The sequence below is a fragment of the Trichothermofontia sp. genome, assembly GCF_053493415.1.
The window spans coordinates 1-19,255 of sequence record NZ_JBRCAD010000026.1; the positions used below are offsets into that span (position 1 = coordinate 1).

Consider the following 19,255-nt stretch of genomic DNA (forward strand, 5'->3'; position numbering starts at 1 on the left):
ATCGCGGGCGGGGGGGTAGGAATGGGCCAGGCAGGGACCCTGAACGGTTAGGGGTAGGGACCTAGTCCCCGTAAGATTTGCGATTGAGCATCAGAATTTCAGAGGGTTAGCTTAGAATAGGGACAGACAATGTAAAATTTCGTAAATTTGCTGGTTCTGGCTCGCCCATGACTTCCGTCAAATCCCTTTTTTCCCCCGTTGAAGCCGACCTACAAGATCTGACAGACAATCTGAAGCGCCTGGTCGGTGCCCGCCATCCCATCCTGTATGCAGCGGCAGAGCATCTGTTTGGTGCGGGTGGCAAACGGCTGCGACCAGCGATCGTCCTGTTAATCTCGCGAGCAACCCTACCCAACCAGGCCATCAGTCCCCAGCACCAGCGCCTTGCAGAAATTACAGAGATGATCCACACGGCCAGTTTAGTCCATGATGATGTGGTGGACGAGGCGGAAATTCGTCGGGGGGTGCCAACGGTTAACCAGGGATTTGGGAATCGGATCGCGGTCTTAGCGGGGGATTTTCTCTTTGCCCAATCCTCCTGGTATTTGGCCAATCTCAATAACCTGGAGGTGGTCAAGCTCCTCTCGGAAGTGATTATGAACCTGGCGGAGGGGGAAATTCGCCAGGGGTTAAACCGCTTCGATGCCAGTCTTTCCCTAGAGGCGTATCTGGAGAAAAGCTACTACAAAACTGCCTCCCTCATTGCCAATAGTGCCAAGGCGGCTGCCCTTCTGAGCCAGGTGTCGCCCGCCCTTCAGGAAAATCTTTACTACTATGGGCGCTATTTGGGCCTAGCCTTTCAAATTGTCGATGACATTCTTGACTTTACGACCTCTGCTGAGGTCCTGGGGAAACCCTCAGGCTCGGATCTGCGCAGTGGCAATTTAACGGCCCCGGTCCTATTTGCCCTGGAGGAGCACCCCTTCCTGGAAACCTTGATTGAACGGGAGTTTGCGCAACCAGGCGATCTGGAACAGGCCCTCTCCCTGGTCTGTAATAGTCGCGGCATTGAGCGATCGCGGGAACTGGCGGCCCAGCATGCCAAAACCGCGATCGCTTACTTGGCTGACCTCCCGGCCAGCGAATCCCAGCAATGTCTCGTACAACTGGCCGAGTATACCCTGAGTCGGCTTTACTGATCCTGATATTTCCTGGGTCCTCTGGTCAGGCTCCCAACCCCCCGGGGGGAGCTTGCCTAACGCGCGGACCAGTCCGCTGTTAGGCGACGGTAGTCGTACTTGGGCGCACCCGGATGGCAGCCCACACAACCCGCTAGCGTAATGGGGCGTTGCAGGGGGACATTAGGATGTAAGGCGCGAAAATAGCGAGACTCCTGGAGGCGAAAGGGAATGGTTTCATCCGCTGCGTGGGGACGGGAAGACAGGAGCAGATAGTTCCACACCAGCAACCGCGCCGGATCAACGAGGGGAGTAAGCTGTTGTCCGTAGTGCTGGGAGTCCTGTAACAATTGCCGCCAGGTTTCAGTGGGTAAAACCGCTGGGGGAACCGCCACATGACAGCCTTGGCAAGTTTCGAGGTAGAGGTCTTGGCCCAGCCGATAGGCGGGGGGGGTGGGATCAACCGTCCCGATCGGCGGTAGGCTTTCCCAGGAGCGCTGCGGGGATTGTTGCACTTCCAGGGAAGGGATTGCCTGGGCAGTAACCCCCCCTGTCCCAGCACCCGGGGCATAAGGCGTCGTGGTTGCCCTGGCCAAACCCACTCCCAGCAGCAGGCTGCTGCCGAGGAGGCACAGAAGGGCCACCCAGGCCAGGAAACGCCGGGGGTAACGCCGTGATCGCTGGACTAAGCGATCGGCACAGGCATACCCCGTCCGGAGAACAGGCATGATCATAAACCTACCCCACCCGTGCGTAGGGACCCGGGGCTAGCGATCGTAGAGGAAGACCTTAGCCAGATCCCAAGCCAAACCGCCGCTCGTCCTAACTCAACCACGGGGATCGGTATAGACGCGATCGGCCACAGATCGTTCAGAGGGGGGGGTAGGAGGAGATGGCTCTGACGGGGTACGGTGGGTAAAAAATTTCGACATAACCTGTGGGGTATCCGTCGGATGAGCCAGATTGGCATCCCGTTTATCGTGACTGGCATAATTGGCAACCATTCCCAGAATGGGTAAATGAAACGTCTGCAATTGCTCTAAAGCCCTAGACGTTTTGGAGCGGTGAGTCGTTCCAATATCAACCACCATCACAATACCATCGGTGTAGTCAGCCAAAAAATGAGCATCCCGTGCATCTGTTAGGGCAGGTGCATCAAAGATCACCCAGTCATATTGGGTCTGGAGACGTTCGATCAGTAGACGCGTGCGGGGGGCCGCAAAGAGACGGGCGGCATTCAAGATCGGTGGGCCAGCCGTGAGAATCGATAAATTCTTCACCAAAGGGGAGGGTTGGATGGCTTGCTGAATCGCTTGCTTGCGCAGCCGACCGGTTAACAAGTTGCTCAAGCCGCGATGATTTTCCATCCCCAGCCGCAGGTGAATCTGCGCCGAATGCAAATTGGCATCCACCAGGAGGACCCGCTGGCCCGCCAGGGCTGCGGCCTGCGCCAGGTGTAGCGCAATAGTTGATTTGCCATCTCCCGTCGTCGGGGAAGCAATCACCATTGCCTTTAGGGGGGCTTGGGGCCGCAGGAAACGGAGGCTGGTATACAGAGCATCAAAGGCATCCAAAAAAGGTGCAAACGTACCACTACTATCTTCCAGTACCGATAGTTTGAGCAGGGATTGGGAAGTGAGGGGTTCGCGGCCCTTGTAGCGAGGAATAATACCCAGCATCGGCACCTTGGCCGCATCTTTGAGATCATCGGGTTCAAAGAAAACATTTTGCAGCTTTTCAAGACCAAGAGCCGCCGCTACCCCCAGGATCGCCCCCGCCATGAGACTCATCAAAATTAAGCGACTAGACTTGCTCCCCCCCTGAACCTCAGCGGCTTCGGGCTGGGTTAATTGCACCCAGGGAATTTGAGTTTGGGCACTTTCGAGCCGTAGGGCCTCCCGTTGGGTGAGGAGTTGGGTGCGGGTGCGGGTGGCAATATCCAGTTGCTGTTGTAACTCGGAATAGCGCCGCACAATCGCAGGCTGTTGCTGAATCAGGGGGACGAGTCCAGCCGCAGTTTGGTTTAATTGTTGCTCACGGGTCTCTAGTACGCGGATTTGGTTCAGGGTGGTAAACATTTGCTGGATTAAACCGAGGCGTAGACTATCCTGAAAAACCGCCGTGGGGGAAAGATTCGCCAGTTGTTCACTGGGAACCCCTAGGGTTTGCGCCAGTTGCTGTCTGAGCAGCATTTCCTGATTTTGCCGTTTACGCAAGAGGGCCTGGAACTCCAAACTTTCCGGACGCACCCGGGCGGCCTGGACAGCAATTTCCGCATCGGTTTCCGTTAGCTGGGTCAATAGACTCTGGTAACGAGGGTCTTGGCTCAAGACTGACGCAATCATCGCATCCCGTGGGTTTAAACCCAATTGACGCTGGAGCGCGGTAAAGAGCGCCCGTTGTTCCTGGAGTTCCTGGCGGGTTTGTAGCCTCTGAGCTTCAAGGTTACGGGCCTGTTCGAGCAGTTGTTCTCCCTGGGTTTCTGGGTTTAGGGCTGCTTGTTGTTCCCGTAATTGTTGGATTGCGGCCTGGAGTTGGGTAACCCGTTGCTGCACCGCTGGCAGTTGGGTGTCGATAAAGCGAATCCCTTCACCAATTAAGGTTGTTCGTTCCTCCAGGCTATAGCGCAGGAAGCGATCGGCGGCAGCATCCAGAACCACCTCCGTCAACTGGGGATCAGGGGACTGAAAGCTAACCTGGAGGATGCGGGTACCTTCGGTCCGAGGGCCGTCCTTGACACTGATCCGCTCAACCGTTAGGGATTCAAGTTGGTCCGCATGGAAATTGCTAAACAGGGGGTTGTCGGGGTAAGCCTGCTGAACGGCGGTAGCAATATCCACCATGAGATCTGGGCTTTTGAGAATCTGAATTTGGGTACTGTAGTCCAACGCATACAGGTCCTCGTTGGGAACCCCCCCGCCCGTCCGGGTTAAGGTTGTGGGTTGGACAATTCTGCCTTCAGTGGTGGCCGGCTCGACCAGCAGTTTAAAGCTGGCTGTATAGTTAGACTGCACCGATCGGGTACTCTGATACCAGGCTAAGCCGCCGAATAGACTGGTAGTAAGTAGGATTAGCCAGGCTTTACGGTAGCAGGTTCTCAGCAGGGGACGCAGGTTAAAGCCTTGGGCGTCAGCACTGGCATCAGCCTCCTCTATGCCATTTGCAGGAAGTGGGGGTTGCTCATTCCATTCCAAACGTCGCTCGGTCTCTTGCCTCAGGTTTGTACTATTGCCCTGCATTACCATCCCCCCACTTGACCTACTTGACACATCACCCAAGCACTTGTTTAGAGCCGACAGCCTGTACCCTGCTACTGGAAGCCTCGATTACGATTAATTGAGGCGGGCGCCGCCGCCTGCCTCACCCCCTGATGATTGTGTGGACACAGTTGTAAAACGTGATCTTTTTTGAGGTGCCCTATTTTTTATGATTGTCCAATTTGGGCCGAATGACCACTCCTTTAAACAAGCTTCACCCCATCTGACTCCCAAAAGGTTGTGAACCGGTTTCTTTGGCAATCATGCTCCCTCCCGTGTGTACCCTGGGCTTGTCCCCTGAATCTGCTCCCTAATTCTGTCCCTTAAAGTTGCTGGAATTCACAGGTGGGTGAGAGCAGGGGATCATCCGGCGCAAGGTTACGTTTACCGACCAGCCAATAGGTGGTCATTGGCCCCCGACCTTTGATTTCGATTTCGCCACGACATTCAAATTGGTAGCGATCGTGGAGGCGTTGATAGGTCGCTGCGGTGACCTGAATCTTGCCGGGAATGCCCTGGGATTCCATCCGACTGGCAATATTGACCGTATCCCCCCAAAGATCATAGGCAAATTTCTTCAGACCAATTACCCCGGCGACCACCGGCCCCGTATTCACGCCAATCCGCAGCTTGAAGGGTTCCTGGTTATCCCGGAGGAAGCAGGTGATCGCCTGTTGCATCGCTAGGGCCATATCGGCTACGGCTTCCGCATGATCATCGCGGTGAGCCGGTAGCCCCCCCACAGCCATATAGGCATCGCCGATCGTCTTAATTTTTTCCAACCCATAGCGCTCTGCCAGATGATCAAAGGTCGAAAAAATCTGATTCAGGATACGGACCAAGCGTACCGGCGTCACATTACTGGCCAAACCGGTAAAGTCCACAATATCGGCAAACAGGATAGTCGCCTGCTCAAACCGTTCCGCAATCAGGGTTTGATCCTGCTTTTGCTTCAGTTGCTCCGCGATCGGCTGGGGCAGGATGTTGAGCAATAACCGCTCTGACTTTTGCTGCTCTTGGCGCAGGGCTTCCTCCGATCGCTTGCGTTCAGTAATATTGCGGGCCACCCACACCACCATATTGTCATTCATGGGCGAGACATTGGCCGAGAACCAGGCCGTTGCCGGTGGCGGGGTTGTGGTGCCCTCAGGGTCGGTCGTGGGTGGGTGGGCAAAGCTACCCATCGGCATACTGTATTCCAGACTGTAGGTCGTCCCCGTCATCAACACCTGGCGAATATAGGTCAGGAAACATTGGGCCAAGTCCGGTGGCAACACCTCATGGACCGTGCGCCCGACCCGCTCCTCATGGGGATTGTAGGGCAGGGTGGAGTTAGTGGCGACCATTTTAAGATAGCGACCTTCCGCATCAAAGACGGCAATCACATCGGTCATGGCAGCGAACAGGGCACGGAGTTCGGCTTCGGAATTGCGCAGGGCCAGTTCCACCTGTCGCCGTTCGGCAATTTCCACCCGCAGGCGATGGTTCACTTCCCGCAGGGCAGCGGTGCGCTGCTCGACCCGTTCTTCCAAACGTTCATTGGCCTGTTGCAGAGCTATTTGGGCACGTTTGCGCTCGGTAATATCCTCGACGGTCCCTTCGTAGCAGAGGATTTGTCCCGTTGCATCGGTCACCACACGGGCATTTTCCGATATCCAAATGCGCTTACCATCGCGGCGGTACACCTCGGACTCAAAGTCGGTCACGGCCCCCTGAACCTGCATCAAGCGGGAAAATTCCATGCGCCGTTTGGGGTCAACGTAGAGCTGCTGCTCAATGTCGGTGAAATAGGCCATCAAGTCAGCAGGGCTTTCAAAGCCATACATGCGGGCTAGGGCCGGGTTGGCGCTGAGGTAGCGACCCTCAGGGGTGGTTTGGAAAATCCCTTCGATCGCATTCTCAAAAATGCCGCGATATTTTTCTTCCGCTTCCCGTAGGGCCGCCTCCATGCGCAGCCGCTCGGTGATATCAATACCGATGAAGAAGGCAGCTTTGCCCTCGTGGTATTTCTGGGTCACCATGAGGAAGTGATGCTGTTCTCCCCCCACGCGGGCAGAAATTTCCTGGGAGGTTTCCCAACTGGAACTGGCGAAAAAGTCGCGCACAAACTGGTTGAAATCATTGCTGCTGCCCAGGAAGCCGATCGGTTGTCCGATAAATGCCTCGCGGGACAGGCCAAACATTTCCGCTAAATAGCGGTTGACGCCCAAGTATTTCAACTCGTCGCTGATCCAGGAAACAAAGCCGGGGACTGCTTCTAGGATGGCTTCCAGTTGATCCTTGGTGGTGTGCAAAGCAGCTTCCGCCCGTCGGCGCTCGGTAATGTCGATGCCCACGGCAAAGGCAGAGTGTCCCTGGTTATATTTCTGGACAACTATCAGGAAATTGCGAATTTCACCATTAACGATCGCAGCAATTTCCCGGAACCCATCGGATTCGGGGCTGGCAAAAAACTCGCGCACAAATTCAGTAAAGTCATTACTGCTCCCTAAAAAGCCAATGTCTTGTCCCACAAAGGCTTCCCGGGGCAGGCCATAGAGTTCCGCCAGCCGCCGATTGACCCCCAAATACTGCTGATCTGCACTGATCCAGGAGACAATCCCCGGCACCGCCTCCAGGATCGCCTCCAGTTGCTCCTTGGAGTCCCGTAACTCGGCTTCCGCCCGCCGCCGTTCGGTGATGTCGATCCCCACCACAAAGGCCGCCTGCGCGTGATCGTACTTTTGGGCGACAATCACAAAATTGCGGCTCTCCCCATCAACCTGCGCCGTGATTTCCGCATAGGCATCCAACTCAGGCCGACGGAAAAAGTCGTCCATGAACTGCTCAAAATCAGGGCTGACACCGAGGAAGCCAATATCCCGACCCGCGAAGGCATCCCTAGGGAAGTGGAACATCTCGGCCAGTTGGCGATTTACCCCCAGGTACTTGCGATCGGCGCTCACCCAGGACACGATCCCCGGTACCGCCTCCAGGATCGCCTCTAGTTGCTCCTTGGCCCGCCGCAAATCGGTCTCAGCCCGCGATCGCTCCACAACCTCAGCCACCAGATCATCATGGGCCGCCTGGAGGGCCGTGGTCCGTTCCCTCACCCGACGTTCCAAGGCTGTATTAGCTTGCTCCAATTCAGCGTTGGCTTGCGCCAGTTCCCGATTGGCCCGTTCGAGTTCCTGATTGGCCTGGTGTAGGGCCATTTCTGCCCGTTTGCGGGGGGTAATGTCAATACACGAGCCTTCGTAGTACGGTTGGCCGTTGTGGGGATCGCGGCGGATGCGGACATATTCGGCCACCCAGATCGGTTGACCATCCCGGCGGCAGATTTGGCTTTCCCGTCCTAGGACTTCGCCGTGCATTGCCAAGTGCTGGGCGAGGTCTGGCCAAGCACGGGCATCCATGTAGAGTTGGGCGATCGTGGTTGTCCGTGCCAACAAGTCATCGGGGGAGTCGTAGCCCAGGAGACGCGCAAAGGCCGTATTCACCTGGCAGAGCTGACCCGCAGGCGTAGTTTGGTAGAACCCTTCAACCGCGTTATCGGGAATCTGGCAATAGGCCCCCAGGGGAGCAGCGGGGGTAAGGGCCTCCAATTCATCTAAACGCGCTCGGAGTGCAACTAACTCTGCCAGGAGTTGTTCTCTGGTTTTATCTTCGTCTCTCATGGATGTCATTAATTCCTGCCAGAATCCCTGAGCGCTTGCACCGGGAGCATTGGGTCCCTCCCGTGCCATTGTGCGGACGCGGTTGACACACTCGCTGTTGGCGTATGGGCCAACGCCGCCCCGGGTTTACCACCTGTGTTCCCCTATTATTGCGATTATGTGTCATCTTGGCTGACCTCAGCCACCCTGAGCCACGGGGGTGCCCCCAGGGAGCCATGGCTACGGACAAGGTTGCCCAAGCATAGGTACCTTTCCTAGTTATTCGTCAGGTTACCCCTAAGACAGGACAAATCTCGGAATTTGGCCCCAGAAAGACACCCGACCAGAAAAGGTTTACCAGCCGTTCTGACCGCTGCCATCGTTGCTAAAGACGTGCTCCAGTTCGCTAAGCACCAAAGCCAGGATTGCCATGAGCGATCGCTTCAGCGTCCGGCATAGGGTTCGCCGAGTAAGACGATCGAGCACTGAAGACTTTCGAGGACCTGGGTGGTGACATCACTCACGGCTAGGCCTGCGGCTGTGCGCCGTCGGACCGATCGCAGCACCACCATGTCATGGCCGAGGGCCGCCTTAAGGATGGCTTGAGCAATGTCGTCACTAGTGCGGGTGTACAGATCAACCGTGGCTTGGGAAGGAATGGCGGCATTGGCAGCCCCGAGTTCCGCCTCGAAAGCAGCAATGGCTGCGGGGGAAGTTTGGCGATCGCACACATGGAGCAAGGTAAGGTGGGCCTGGTTGGTATTGGCAAACAGGTGAGCAAAGCGGAGGGTCCGCAGTTCCGAGGCCGTCAGCGCTTTGATGGGCACGAGGATGCTTTGAATATTGATGGGTTCCTCCAATAACCGCATCACGGCCACCGGACAGTGGGCCGACCAAAAGACACTATCAATCACATTGCCAAAGAGCCGCGCCCGCAAGCCCAGCCGTGGACTCCAGCCCATGACAATCAGACTCGCCTCCTGTTCCCGGGCCGTACGACTAATCCCGTGGGCGATGTCATCATCAATGCGGACCAGGGGGGTGGCTTTCACCTGGAATTCGTGACTGACGGCGATCGCCCGTTGCAGGAGCTTATGGCTACGTTGCAGGGCAGCGTCCAATTCCGGCTCGTCCATGTGCATGTGGGCCTTAGCGATCGCGAGTGGGATCAATTCCCCCCCCTCGCTACGGGCCAGCAGCCCCCCCATTTCAATCAGGTAACGCTCGGTGGAGGGGTTATAGACGGGAACAACGACCCGATAGGCGTGACAGGCGTAGGCATCGGTCGTGAGGGCAGCACCGTCATCTAGTTCACGGGGCATTTCCAGCTCACCCGTGATCGGCACCTTGGGAACCGTCAAGGTACGCGCAAAGCGAGCCGTGAGGATAGGGCCTAAAATCGAAGTGACCAGCATCAGGACAATCACCGCTTTGAACACCGACGGCGCAATTAGCCCGACCTTCAAGGCCGCTAAGGCGGCGGCTAGGGTGGCGGCCACCTGGGGTAACGACAGGGACCACATGGTCAGCGTTTCGTTCCACTGATAGCCATAGCGGTATTTGATCACGAGGGCGGCCAGGAATTTGGTGCCGATTAACGTGGCGACGATCGCCAGGGTCAAGAGGCAGTCGGTGGTCAGGGTTTCCACAAAGCCGGATACCGACAGCAGCAACCCCATCCCGACAAAGAAAAAGGGAATAAAAAGGGTACTGCCGACGAACTTGATCTTTTCTTCTACGGGGCCGCGCCCGACCACATCGTTGACTGCTAACCCTGCCAGAAAGGCCCCCACAATTTGCTCAATATTGATCACCTGGGCACCGACGGAGGCGAGGAAAACCGCTACCAGGACAAACAGAAATTGATTACCCTCCTGATCGCCCGATCGCCGGAAAAATTCCCGCCCTGCCCAATCAAACCCCACCAGGACAAAGACAACATAAGCGGCGAGGGCCGCCAGTTGCGTCACAAGGCCCACGGTCGAAAACTCACCCACATGGATGGAGACGCAAATCGCTAAAATCAGTAGGGCCGCAATGTCAGTAATAATCGTGGCCCCCACAGTAATGGCCACGGCTTCCGTGCGGACCACTTCCAGACGGTTGACGATCGGGTAGGCCAGCAGGGTATGGGAGGCCAACAAGGACCCAATCAACACCGACGTATTCAGCCCCATACCAAACAGTTGCCCCACCAGCGTACCGCCGAGCAAGGGGATCAAAAAGGTTGCAATCCCAAAGCTGAGCGATCGCTCCCGGGTTTTGCGAAACTCCGCCAGATCAATTTCCATCCCCGCCACGAACATGAGATAGATTTTGCCAATGTCAGAGAGCAACTTCATCACATCAGAACTGGGGTCGAGCAGTTTCAGACCATCGGGTCCCAGGATCATGCCCGCAAACAATAAACCCACGAGTCCTGGCAGCCGAAACCGCTCAAAAATCGGTGGTAGGGTCAGGATCACCAGGAGTAAGATGGTGAAAGCAACCAGGGGGCTATCGGGCAGCCAGTTTGTTAGCTGTGCCATCGGTGCAAACCTTTAACAACGGGAGAGAAATCACGGCAGGGATCTTGCCCCGACGGGGCAGGCCCAGTTGGCAACCCCAGCAGCTTCTCATGTCCCCAACTATAGTGGACATCCACCCCACCCTGAAGACAGGGGGGAATTCCTAACTATCACGGTTACCCTAGTCTTGTCCTACGTCCGCAAGCCTCTCTGTTTTCGACTTACCCCCTGCTGTACCCAACGCAGTTTCCGGCGATGCGGAGCAAACGCCTTGGCACACAGCCGACCATCCGGTGCAGCAGCGATGCGGGTTCGGGCGTAGGATAGAAACGGGAGTTGTCGGCTTTTCCAGCTTTGACCTTAGGGCGGCTAACCGGTGAGGTGCAAAGCCCTCCTGGCAGAACAGGGTTCCAGACCCAAATTTTCGCTGCTGGTTGGGAGCGTTTATGTATTCAGGATCGTGAGGGCCAGGGAAGCGTATGAATCCAGACACGGAAATTGCCCGGTTGCGGGAACTGATGCCAGCCTCCGGACGAATGCATGCCAAACTGGTCAGTCGTCCGGAACAGCGATCGGTGCTGATGGTGCAATTGCCACCGCCGTGGCGGCAAACCCGCCTGATTAGTATTAATTTTGACCTATGGGGCCGCCTGCCTCGCCCGCAGCGAGATCTATTGCTCCTACGCGCCGTTGCCTGGACCCTGGGGGTTCGCTGGTTTAAGCCAGACCTTTACCAGGGGTTGATTGTGGCGGGTTTTGTGGGTGCGGTGGTCGAACTTGCCCAGGGAGATGCGGTGGGTATCCTGATGGCTGGCGGGCTGAGTACGATCGGGGTGGTGCAACTCTGGCGCAGCCAATCCCAAACGCAACGGGAGCTAGAGGCCGATGAAGCAGCGTTGCAAACTGCCCAACGGCGCGGGTATTCCACAGCGGATGCCGCCCGTCATTTGTTGGAGGGGATTGCGGCGATCGCGAATTTGGAAAATCGCCCTACGCTGAATTTTACGGAATTGCTGCGTTCGCAAAACCTGCGGGCGATCGCGGGGCTATCCACCGTCACCGTACCGGCAGCCGTGCGCCAAGAATAGATACCTTGCCATCGGGGCGTTGTTAATCCTGCGGCAAGCTACGTGAGCGGTAATGGTGGTGATACCATTGCCAGCGTTTGGCGATCGGCATTCGCCAGCCTGTGCCAAAGGCCCGATCGGTAATTTTCAAGCCGGGGGGGGCTTGCCGACGTTTGAACTCCGAGCGATCGACCAGGGTCACTACTTTTTGGACTAATGCCGCGTCGTACCCCGCTGCCACAATCTCCTCGAGGGATTGATGTTCCTGGAGCAAACGGGCCAGGATGTCATCAAGGATCGGGTAGGGCGGCAGCGAATCGGCATCGATCTGATCAGGACGCAATTCGGCACTGGGGGCCTTAGTCAGAATATTTTCGGGAATCACGGCCTGCCCCGGCCCTGGGTCACCCCCCCAGCCCCCCTGATTTAACCACTGACAGAGGGCATAGACTTGTAGCTTGGGCACATCGGCGATCGCAGCTAACCCGCCATCCATGTCACCGTAGAGGGTGCAATAGCCCACCGCCATTTCTGACTTGTTACCCGTTGAGAGCAACAAATGCCCTAATTTGTTGGAGATAGCCATCAATAACGTGCCCCGAATCCGGGATTGGATATTCTCCTCCGTGATATCTGGTGGCCGATCGCCAAAGACGGGGGCTAGGGCGCGATCGAACCCCTGCATCAGGTCTGCGATCGGCACTATCTGATGCTTAATTCCCAGGTTCTTAACCAACGCTAGGGCATCCCGCACCGAATGGTCCGAACTGTAGGGAGAGGGCATCAGCACCCCCAACACCCGATCGGGGCCGAGGGCCGCCACGGCGATCGCCGCCACTAGGGCTGAGTCAATCCCCCCACTCAGGCCCAGCACAATTTTGCTAAAGCCACATTTTCGAGCATAGTCCCGCACCCCCAATACCAACGCCTGCCAGATTTCTGCTGTCTCATGCACGGGGGCCGGGGCAATCGCCCCCGGCAACAAATCCCCTCGTTGGGGGTCAAACGTTAACTCTAGCCAATCCGTCCCAAAGGCAGCGGCCCGTCCGACTAACTGCCCGCACCGGTTCACCGCCACACTGCTGCCATCAAAAATCAGATCATCATTGCCCCCCACCTGGTTGGCATAGAGAATGGGCTGGTCGTAACGGCGGGCCAAATGCCCCAGCATCGCCTCACGGATCTTCTGCTTACCAACGGTATAGGGCGAAGCCGAGAGGTTAATGGTCAAATCCACCCCGATCGCCGCCAAATCAGCAATGGGATTATGTAAATACCGTCGCTGGCCCCAAAACTCTTCATCGTTCCACAGGTCCTCACAGATCGTTACGCCAATATTCAGGCCCTCGAGTTCAAAGCAGTTTGGGACCTGGCCCGCCGCGAAATAGCGGTCTTCGTCAAATACATCGTAGGTGGGCAATAGGCGCTTATGGAAGCGTTGCTGGATTTTCCCCGCCTGGAGCAGCGCCATGCTATTAAATAAGGGCTTACCCCCCGTTTGCTGGGCTTGGGGATTAGGTTCCACTGTCCCCACTAGGACGGTAAGGTGAGGCGGTAGCTCCTGGGCTAACGCTTGCAACGCGGCTTGGATTGCGGCAACAAAACTAGGATTTAGCAGCAAGTCTCTGGGGGGATAGCCGCAGAGGGATAGTTCCGGGGTAAGGAGAAGCTGCACCTGGCGATCGGCGGCCCGTTGCGCTGCCTGCACAATTTGCTGGGCATTACCGACCAGATCCCCGATCGTGGGATTTAATTGGGCGATCGCGATTTTCATCGGAAGATGGGGTCTGAAACCTCGTCCTTGAGGACAATTTTAGTATTAAATTCTAGTATTAAACTTTAGTTGGTCTTAAATTGTAGATGGTCAATGCCCCGCCCCGACAATGGAGACATCAAGCCTAACACCAAAGTTTACTGTTACGAGCAACGACAAAGCGAAATCAACAGACTGGGATAATGAGGCTAGGGCAATGGCCAGTTCACCGATTACGAAACCATCCTTAGCAACCCAGAGACCCATGCAGTCTTCCACTCAACCCTAGCCGTCCGATTGGGTGCAGGACTGGCTGAAGGCTTGCAGGCGATCGCGATCGCGTAATTCAATTTTGGGACCATTCACCGCGATTAAACCCTCACTACTGAGGCGGTAAAATGCCCTGGAAAGGGTTGCTGGAACTGTGCCTAGGATCGCCGCCAGTTGGCTTTTAGTTAAGTCTAAGGTGATCACGTGAGTAGGCGGGGAAGGGGGATGCGATCCTTCAACGTAGGCCTCACTGAGGTTGAGCAAATAGGTGGCTAACCGTTGTGGCACATCCTTAAAGGAGAGATCTTCAATCACCCTGGCTAAATGTCGGGAGTGTTGTGCAAGACTAATCAGCATATTGATCGTAATGTCAGGCGATTGACGGAGTAAATCTAGGAACAACTCCCTGGGAAAGAATAGCAATTCGGAAAACTCTAGTGCTGCTGCGGATGCAGGGAAAGGTTTACCATCTAGGGCAGCAATTTCGGCAAAGTTTTCACCCACCTCAAAAATATTCAGAATTTGTTCCTTGCCCGTTGGTGACATCTTAAAAACTTTGATGCGTCCTGTTTTAATGACGAAACAACCGGTAGCTTCACCCCCCTCCTGGAAAATCAGGTCACCTTTACTAAAAGTTTGTAGCTGGGTGATGTCCAGCAAGGACACCAGTTGCGATCGCGAAAGATCCCGAAACAGGAGCGTCGTGTGTAACCAACTCACCAATGCCGATTCATGAAGCATCGTTAATTCGCTACTAAGTTCTCACCAATTCCTAATGCCTATCGTTGCGCTGGGGCAAGGGCTTGTAATTTAGCCAGAGGTTTTTGCTCACAATGTAGATCACTTTCCAGGGGGGGCACCACTCCAGAGATCGGCAGGGGGAAACGGAATGGTGTCACCAGGCAGGAGGGTCACGTTGCTAATGGAGGTGACCGCGTTAGGCGTCGGTGGCGTTGGTTGTTGAATGACCATCCTGAGCTTTCCCATGTCTATACCTTCCAGTTTATGGGATGCCTGGGATGTTGCACCACTTGCTCCCCTAGACTACCGCTCCCCTGGACTACCTACCTTGCTTGATTGTCTAAGCTTCATCGCTGAGAACACCGGCAGCCCCGATCGTCGCCAAACGTAGTGGGGGGATTTACCACTGCATCGTTAGCCCCCTGTCTCAGGCCGGTCTCTCTGGCAGGGTATCCCTGTTTTCGGTACCTTGGTATTCCAGAATTAAGAATTTCTCAAGATCCCCTTTGACTTAAGTCAAGGCCTTATGAAGGCTATTGATCTACGCTTATTTGGCAAGTACATGATCAGGTGTTAATAGCGTTCTACAGGTAAGACGCATTCCCAAAGACGAACAAGGTATTCTCAAGCACTTGAGTATGTCGCAATTAGCGTTATTTACAGATATTTGTCAAAAACCGCAATCATGGCGAACCCAACCTTTGATATAGCTGTGGCAACCCGCGATCGCCCACGGCCCTTCAGCCTACCAGCTTGGCTGGTGCTGATTTGTATTGTCACTTTTACGGTTTTAATTGCAGCCGGGGCCGCAATTTACAAAAATGCCCCACCGACTCCCGCCACGGTAGTTTCACCCCAGCAAACCGTAATCCTAACCCAGGACAACATTCAACACGGCCAGGAAACCTATCTGGCGAGGGGCGGACAGCACATTGGCAGTGTGTGGGGACATGGGAGTTATCTGGCACCCGATTGGACGGCGGATGTGTTGCACCGTTGGGGCTTGGCCACCGCAGGTGTCTTGTATGATGGCGATGCCAACTTCGATCAGGCGGATTGGGAAGCCTTGTCAGAGAGCGATCGCGCCTTGCTACAGGTGGAGGTGCGCAACCAATTCAAGCCGAACCGCTATGATCCCGATACAGGGACTTTGACGCTAACCGCCGCCCAAACCCAGGGGTTGCAAAAGGTCTTTGCCGATTATCAAACCCTGTTGTCTAACGGTTCAGCGGTACATTCCATCCCCAGCGGTTGGTTTACCGATGCTACCGAAATTCGGGACGTGACAGCGTTCTTTGCCTGGACGGCTTGGGCCGCCGCCGCCCATCGTCCCAATGCGCCGTTTTCCTACACGGCTAACTTTCCCCATGACGACCTAATCGGCAACCAGGCACCGGGTCAGTTTTTGATCTGGTCGATCGTGTCGGTGATTGTGCTGATTGCCGCGATCGCCCTCTTCCTGTTCGTGTATCTCACCCAGGAAGATGCAGAAGACGTGCAGCCCGTGGCAGCGCGTCCGGCGATTCGCCTTGCTACCCCCAGCCAAAAGGTGACGACCCTGTTCTTTGGCGTGGCAATGGCCCTATTCTTCGTGCAAATCCTGATGGGCATGGTCACTGCCCACTATGCCGTTGAAGGCGATGGCTTTTATGGCGTACCGATTCAACAATACCTCCCCTATGCCGCGTCACGCACCTGGCATTTGCAACTGGCCGTGTTCTGGATTGCGACCTGCTGGTTAGCAGCGGGATTGTACTTTGGCCCCCGCTTTGGCAAACACGAACCCAAGTTCCAAGCTTGGGGCAATGGGGGATTGTTAGCAGCACTCACCGTCGTCGTTCTCGGTTCCCTCGTCGGTGCCTGGGCGGGGGTACAAGGCTACTTGGGCGACAAAAGCTTTTGGTTTGGGCACCAGGGCTATGAGTATGTAGAACTGGGTCGCCTCTGGCAACTGTTGCTGATTGGCGGCATGGTGTTCTGGCTGTGGTTGATGTTCCGTGCCCTCAAACCGGCGCTGCAAGCGGAAGGCAGCAAAACGGGATTGAATCACTTTTTCCTCTACAGTGCGATTACAATTCCCCTGTTCTATGCATCCGGTTTGATGTATACCAACCATACGCCGCTGAGTATTGCGGAATACTGGCGCTGGTGGGTGGTGCATCTGTGGGTGGAAGGGTTCTTTGAGGTGTTTGCCACGGTGGCGATCGCCTACCTGTGTAGCGAACTCGGTTTCCTCAAGCGGTCCTCCGCCTTGCGCGCGACCTATCTGACCACGATTCTCTATCTCGGTAGCGGCGTGATTGGTACGCTGCATCACCTGTACTTTGCCGGAACGCCCGTGTTTATTACCGCAATGGGGTCGGTGGCGTCGGCGCTGGAAGTGGTGCCCCTGACCCTGATTGGCTTTGAGGTGGTGAAGTCCCTGAAGCTCTCCCAGGCAGCCCAAGGGTTCTATCGGATGCCGCTGCAGTTTTTCATTGCGACTTGTTTTTGGAACTTGGTCGGGGCGGGCGTGTTTGGGTTCTTAATCAATCCGCCGATCGTCCTCTACTACTCCCAGGGTCTGAATACGACGCCAATCCATGCCCACTCGGCCTTGTACGGGGTATACGGTTCGCTGGCGATCGCCCTGATGCTATTTGCCCTGCGGGAGATTACACCCGATCGCGCCTGGGATGAGAAAAACCTCAACTTCTCCTTCTGGTGGATCAACGCCGGACTGGTGGTGATGATGGTATGTGGGTTGATTCCCAACGGCTTCTATCAACTGGTGCAATCGGTGAATCACGGCACCTGGTACGCCCGCAGCGCCGAGGTGATCAGTTCCCCCTGGATGCAGTGGACCGTGTGGCTCCGCATTCCGGGCGACATCATCTTCACCGTAGGCGCAATGATGCTGGTCTACTGTGTCGGGCGATCGGTGGTGGGGATTTTCCAGCAACCGACCCAGGCTCAGCCAGATGAGTCCTTACCAGCGTCGCCATCCATTCGTTAACCGTCAATTTGCCCCATAAATTAGCGCTACCATGACCCCAGCATCCAGTAAAAGGAGAACACATGACGACTTTATTTGAAAAACTCGGTGGTGCGGCTGCGGTTGACTTAGCCGTTGATAAGTTCTACGAGCGTGTCTTGCAAGATGACCGCATCAAGCACTTCTTTGCCAATATCGATATGGCCAAGCAACGGCAACATCAGAAGGATTTTCTCACCTATGCCTTTGGCGGCACCGACAAATACAACGGTCGCTATATGCGAGAGGCCCACAAAGCATTAGTCGAGCAGCAGGGCTTGAATGGTGAACACTTTGATGCGGTCGCTGAAAACCTGATGGAAACCTTGAAAGAGATTGGGGTTTCTGAAGAACTGCGAGCAGAAGTGGCCGCGATCGCCGCTGCACCGCAACACAAAAAAGATGTTTTGAATCAGTAAGGCTCCATCTGGAATGCTCGATGCCCCGGTGCGTTGGGCATTCCAGTTCCTTACTCGCCACGCACCTGATGAAGGAAGAGCAAATCCTGTTGCTGATGATTCGGCAATTGGCAACCAGCGGCACCGTGGCCAATCCAATGCACCGCCTGGCATTTGAACACATTGTGGGCCTCACCACCCTGGCCGTGCTGTTTGTCGTGCTGGGAGCAGGTTCGCCTGGGTGGCCTGAGCTAAGCCACTGCCCAGCACGGGATTGCATCGCAGATGCATCCCGTCCTTTCCACGCAGAACCCCCAAAAATCAATCACCCTGTCTGGTTTTTCACACGGGTTAACGCTGGTGGTGACCCAGGCTGAGGCCCAAGCAGCAACGACGATCGCGCCATAATGGGTCATAGCCTGCACATACCGCCCGATCGCTGATGTCTCCGACCCATCCTGACTTAAGCTACGAACCCCTGATCCGCCTGGGCTGCTTCTTTGGCGTACTGATCCTGATGGCCCGCTGGGAAGTCGTGGCCCCCTGTCGCCCCCTGCTCGCTCCCAAACTCCAGCGCTGGGGGAGCAACCTGGGCTTGGTGGTCCTGAATACCGTCCTCCTGCGCACCCTATTCCCCTTGACCGCCGTTAATCTGGCGGCGATCGCGACAGAACGCGGTTGGGGCATCTTGCCCTGGCTCGCACTGCCCCTGTGGTTGGGGGTGGTCTTATCGGTCGTGGTGTTAGATTTGCTTATCTATGGACAACATGTGCTGTTTCACTTCTGGCCACCCCTCTGGCGTTTGCACAAAGTTCACCATGCCGATCGCGACCTTGATGTGACCACGGGGTTGCGGTTTCATCCCCTGGAAATTTTGCTGTCAATGGGAATTAAATGGGCCGCGATCGTCCTGTTAGGAACCCCCACCCTGGCGGTGATCATTTTTGAAATTTTGCTCAATGCCACCGCGATGTTTAATCATGGCAATGTGAGCTTACCTAGGGAGATCGATCGCGTTCTCCGGTGGGTGATGGTTACCCCCGATATGCACCGGGTACATCATTCGGTCATGCCCCAGGAAACCAATAGCAATCTTGGCTTTAATCTGCCCTGGTGGGACTACCTATTTGGCACCTACCGCGATCGACCCGCCTTGGGAGATCAAGACATGACGATCGGGTTATCGGACTATCAACAAGATTGGCGAGTCATTCAACTGTCCTGGCTGTTGTTGCTGCCCTTCCGTAGCCCCCCCCATTCTGATGAGCTAGTGTGAAACTGTGCTCCCCTAGTGCAGCAACTCATCAATTGCACATGGTTTGTAGGGCAGGCTTTACAGCCGTTCCCTCTCTAATGAAGTACGGTCAAGCCTGGTCAACAAGGGGCTTAAGCCCCTTGTCTGTACCTCACCAAGTATGGCAGTGCTGTAGCCCGTTACGACTAAAGTCGTTACTACGAACATTGCAAAATTTATTATGTGGTTTACTAACCTAGAT

Annotated in this window: 13 protein-coding genes; 6 read left to right on the plus strand and 7 right to left on the minus strand. The window is 55.7% G+C overall.

The window, feature by feature from the left end; all coding sequences use genetic code 11:
* The first annotated feature begins 167 nt into the window (after positions 1 to 167).
* A complete protein-coding gene (sds, locus tag ACWIUF_RS02680; RefSeq protein WP_448570637.1) occupies positions 168 to 1,139 on the plus strand; it encodes a solanesyl diphosphate synthase in 972 nt (323 codons plus the stop codon).
* A gap of 56 nt (positions 1,140 to 1,195) precedes the next feature.
* On the opposite strand, the gene ACWIUF_RS02685 is transcribed toward sds, so the two are convergent.
* The 4 genes from ACWIUF_RS02685 to ACWIUF_RS02700 all read right to left on the minus strand — a co-directional run bounded on the left by ACWIUF_RS02685 (position 1,196) and on the right by ACWIUF_RS02700 (position 10,538).
* A complete protein-coding gene (locus tag ACWIUF_RS02685; RefSeq protein ID WP_448570639.1) occupies positions 1,196 to 1,852 on the minus strand; it encodes a diheme cytochrome C in 657 nt (218 codons plus the stop codon).
* 93 nt (positions 1,853 to 1,945) lie between these two features.
* On the minus strand, positions 1,946 to 4,357 hold the full coding sequence (locus ACWIUF_RS02690) for a GumC family protein (RefSeq protein ID WP_448570640.1): 2,412 nt from the start codon (positions 4,355 to 4,357) through the stop codon (positions 1,946 to 1,948).
* A 341-nt stretch (positions 4,358 to 4,698) separates the two neighbouring features.
* On the minus strand, positions 4,699 to 8,031 hold the full coding sequence (locus ACWIUF_RS02695) for an adenylate/guanylate cyclase domain-containing protein (RefSeq protein WP_448570641.1): 3,333 nt from the start codon (positions 8,029 to 8,031) through the stop codon (positions 4,699 to 4,701).
* Positions 8,032 to 8,453: 422 nt separating this feature from the next.
* On the minus strand, positions 8,454 to 10,538 hold the full coding sequence (locus ACWIUF_RS02700; RefSeq protein ID WP_448570643.1) for a cation:proton antiporter domain-containing protein: 2,085 nt from the start codon (positions 10,536 to 10,538) through the stop codon (positions 8,454 to 8,456).
* A gap of 458 nt (positions 10,539 to 10,996) precedes the next feature.
* Here ACWIUF_RS02700 and ACWIUF_RS02705 point away from each other — a divergent pair, with 458 nt between their 5' ends.
* The gene (locus ACWIUF_RS02705) at positions 10,997 to 11,605 is read left to right on the plus strand and encodes a DUF3318 domain-containing protein (protein WP_448570644.1); all 609 of its coding nucleotides are present in this window, start codon (positions 10,997 to 10,999) and stop codon (positions 11,603 to 11,605) included.
* A gap of 22 nt (positions 11,606 to 11,627) precedes the next feature.
* On the opposite strand, the gene ACWIUF_RS02710 is transcribed toward ACWIUF_RS02705, so the two are convergent.
* The 3 genes from ACWIUF_RS02710 to ACWIUF_RS02720 all read right to left on the minus strand — a co-directional run bounded on the left by ACWIUF_RS02710 (position 11,628) and on the right by ACWIUF_RS02720 (position 14,579).
* Positions 11,628 to 13,358 (minus strand): NAD+ synthase, encoded by a 1,731-nt coding sequence (locus tag ACWIUF_RS02710; RefSeq protein ID WP_448570646.1) that lies wholly within the window; start codon positions 13,356 to 13,358, stop codon positions 11,628 to 11,630.
* Between the two features lie 264 nt (positions 13,359 to 13,622).
* Positions 13,623 to 14,348 (minus strand): Crp/Fnr family transcriptional regulator, encoded by a 726-nt coding sequence (locus ACWIUF_RS02715; protein WP_448570648.1) that lies wholly within the window; start codon positions 14,346 to 14,348, stop codon positions 13,623 to 13,625.
* A gap of 99 nt (positions 14,349 to 14,447) precedes the next feature.
* Positions 14,448 to 14,579 carry a hypothetical protein gene (locus tag ACWIUF_RS02720; protein WP_448570649.1) on the minus strand — a complete coding sequence of 44 codons (132 nt, stop codon included), beginning with the start codon at positions 14,577 to 14,579 and terminating at the stop codon, positions 14,448 to 14,450.
* Between the two features lie 454 nt (positions 14,580 to 15,033).
* On the opposite strand from ACWIUF_RS02720, the gene ACWIUF_RS02725 reads away from it, so the two are divergent.
* The 4 genes from ACWIUF_RS02725 (at position 15,034) to ACWIUF_RS02740 (ending at position 19,035) form a co-directional block, all read left to right on the plus strand.
* Entirely contained in the window at positions 15,034 to 17,343 is a 2,310-nt protein-coding gene (locus ACWIUF_RS02725; RefSeq protein WP_448570651.1) for a nitric-oxide reductase large subunit, read from the plus strand.
* A gap of 62 nt (positions 17,344 to 17,405) precedes the next feature.
* Positions 17,406 to 17,780, plus strand: coding sequence for a group I truncated hemoglobin (locus ACWIUF_RS02730; RefSeq protein WP_448570653.1), 375 nt, complete (start codon positions 17,406 to 17,408; stop codon positions 17,778 to 17,780).
* Between the two features lie 20 nt (positions 17,781 to 17,800).
* Positions 17,801 to 18,136 carry a hypothetical protein gene (locus tag ACWIUF_RS02735; protein ID WP_448570655.1) on the plus strand — a complete coding sequence of 112 codons (336 nt, stop codon included), beginning with the start codon at positions 17,801 to 17,803 and terminating at the stop codon, positions 18,134 to 18,136.
* 65 nt (positions 18,137 to 18,201) lie between these two features.
* Complete coding sequence (locus ACWIUF_RS02740; RefSeq protein ID WP_448570656.1) at positions 18,202 to 19,035, plus strand: sterol desaturase family protein; 834 nt, start codon at positions 18,202 to 18,204, stop codon at positions 19,033 to 19,035.
* Positions 19,036 to 19,255 lie beyond the last annotated feature (220 nt).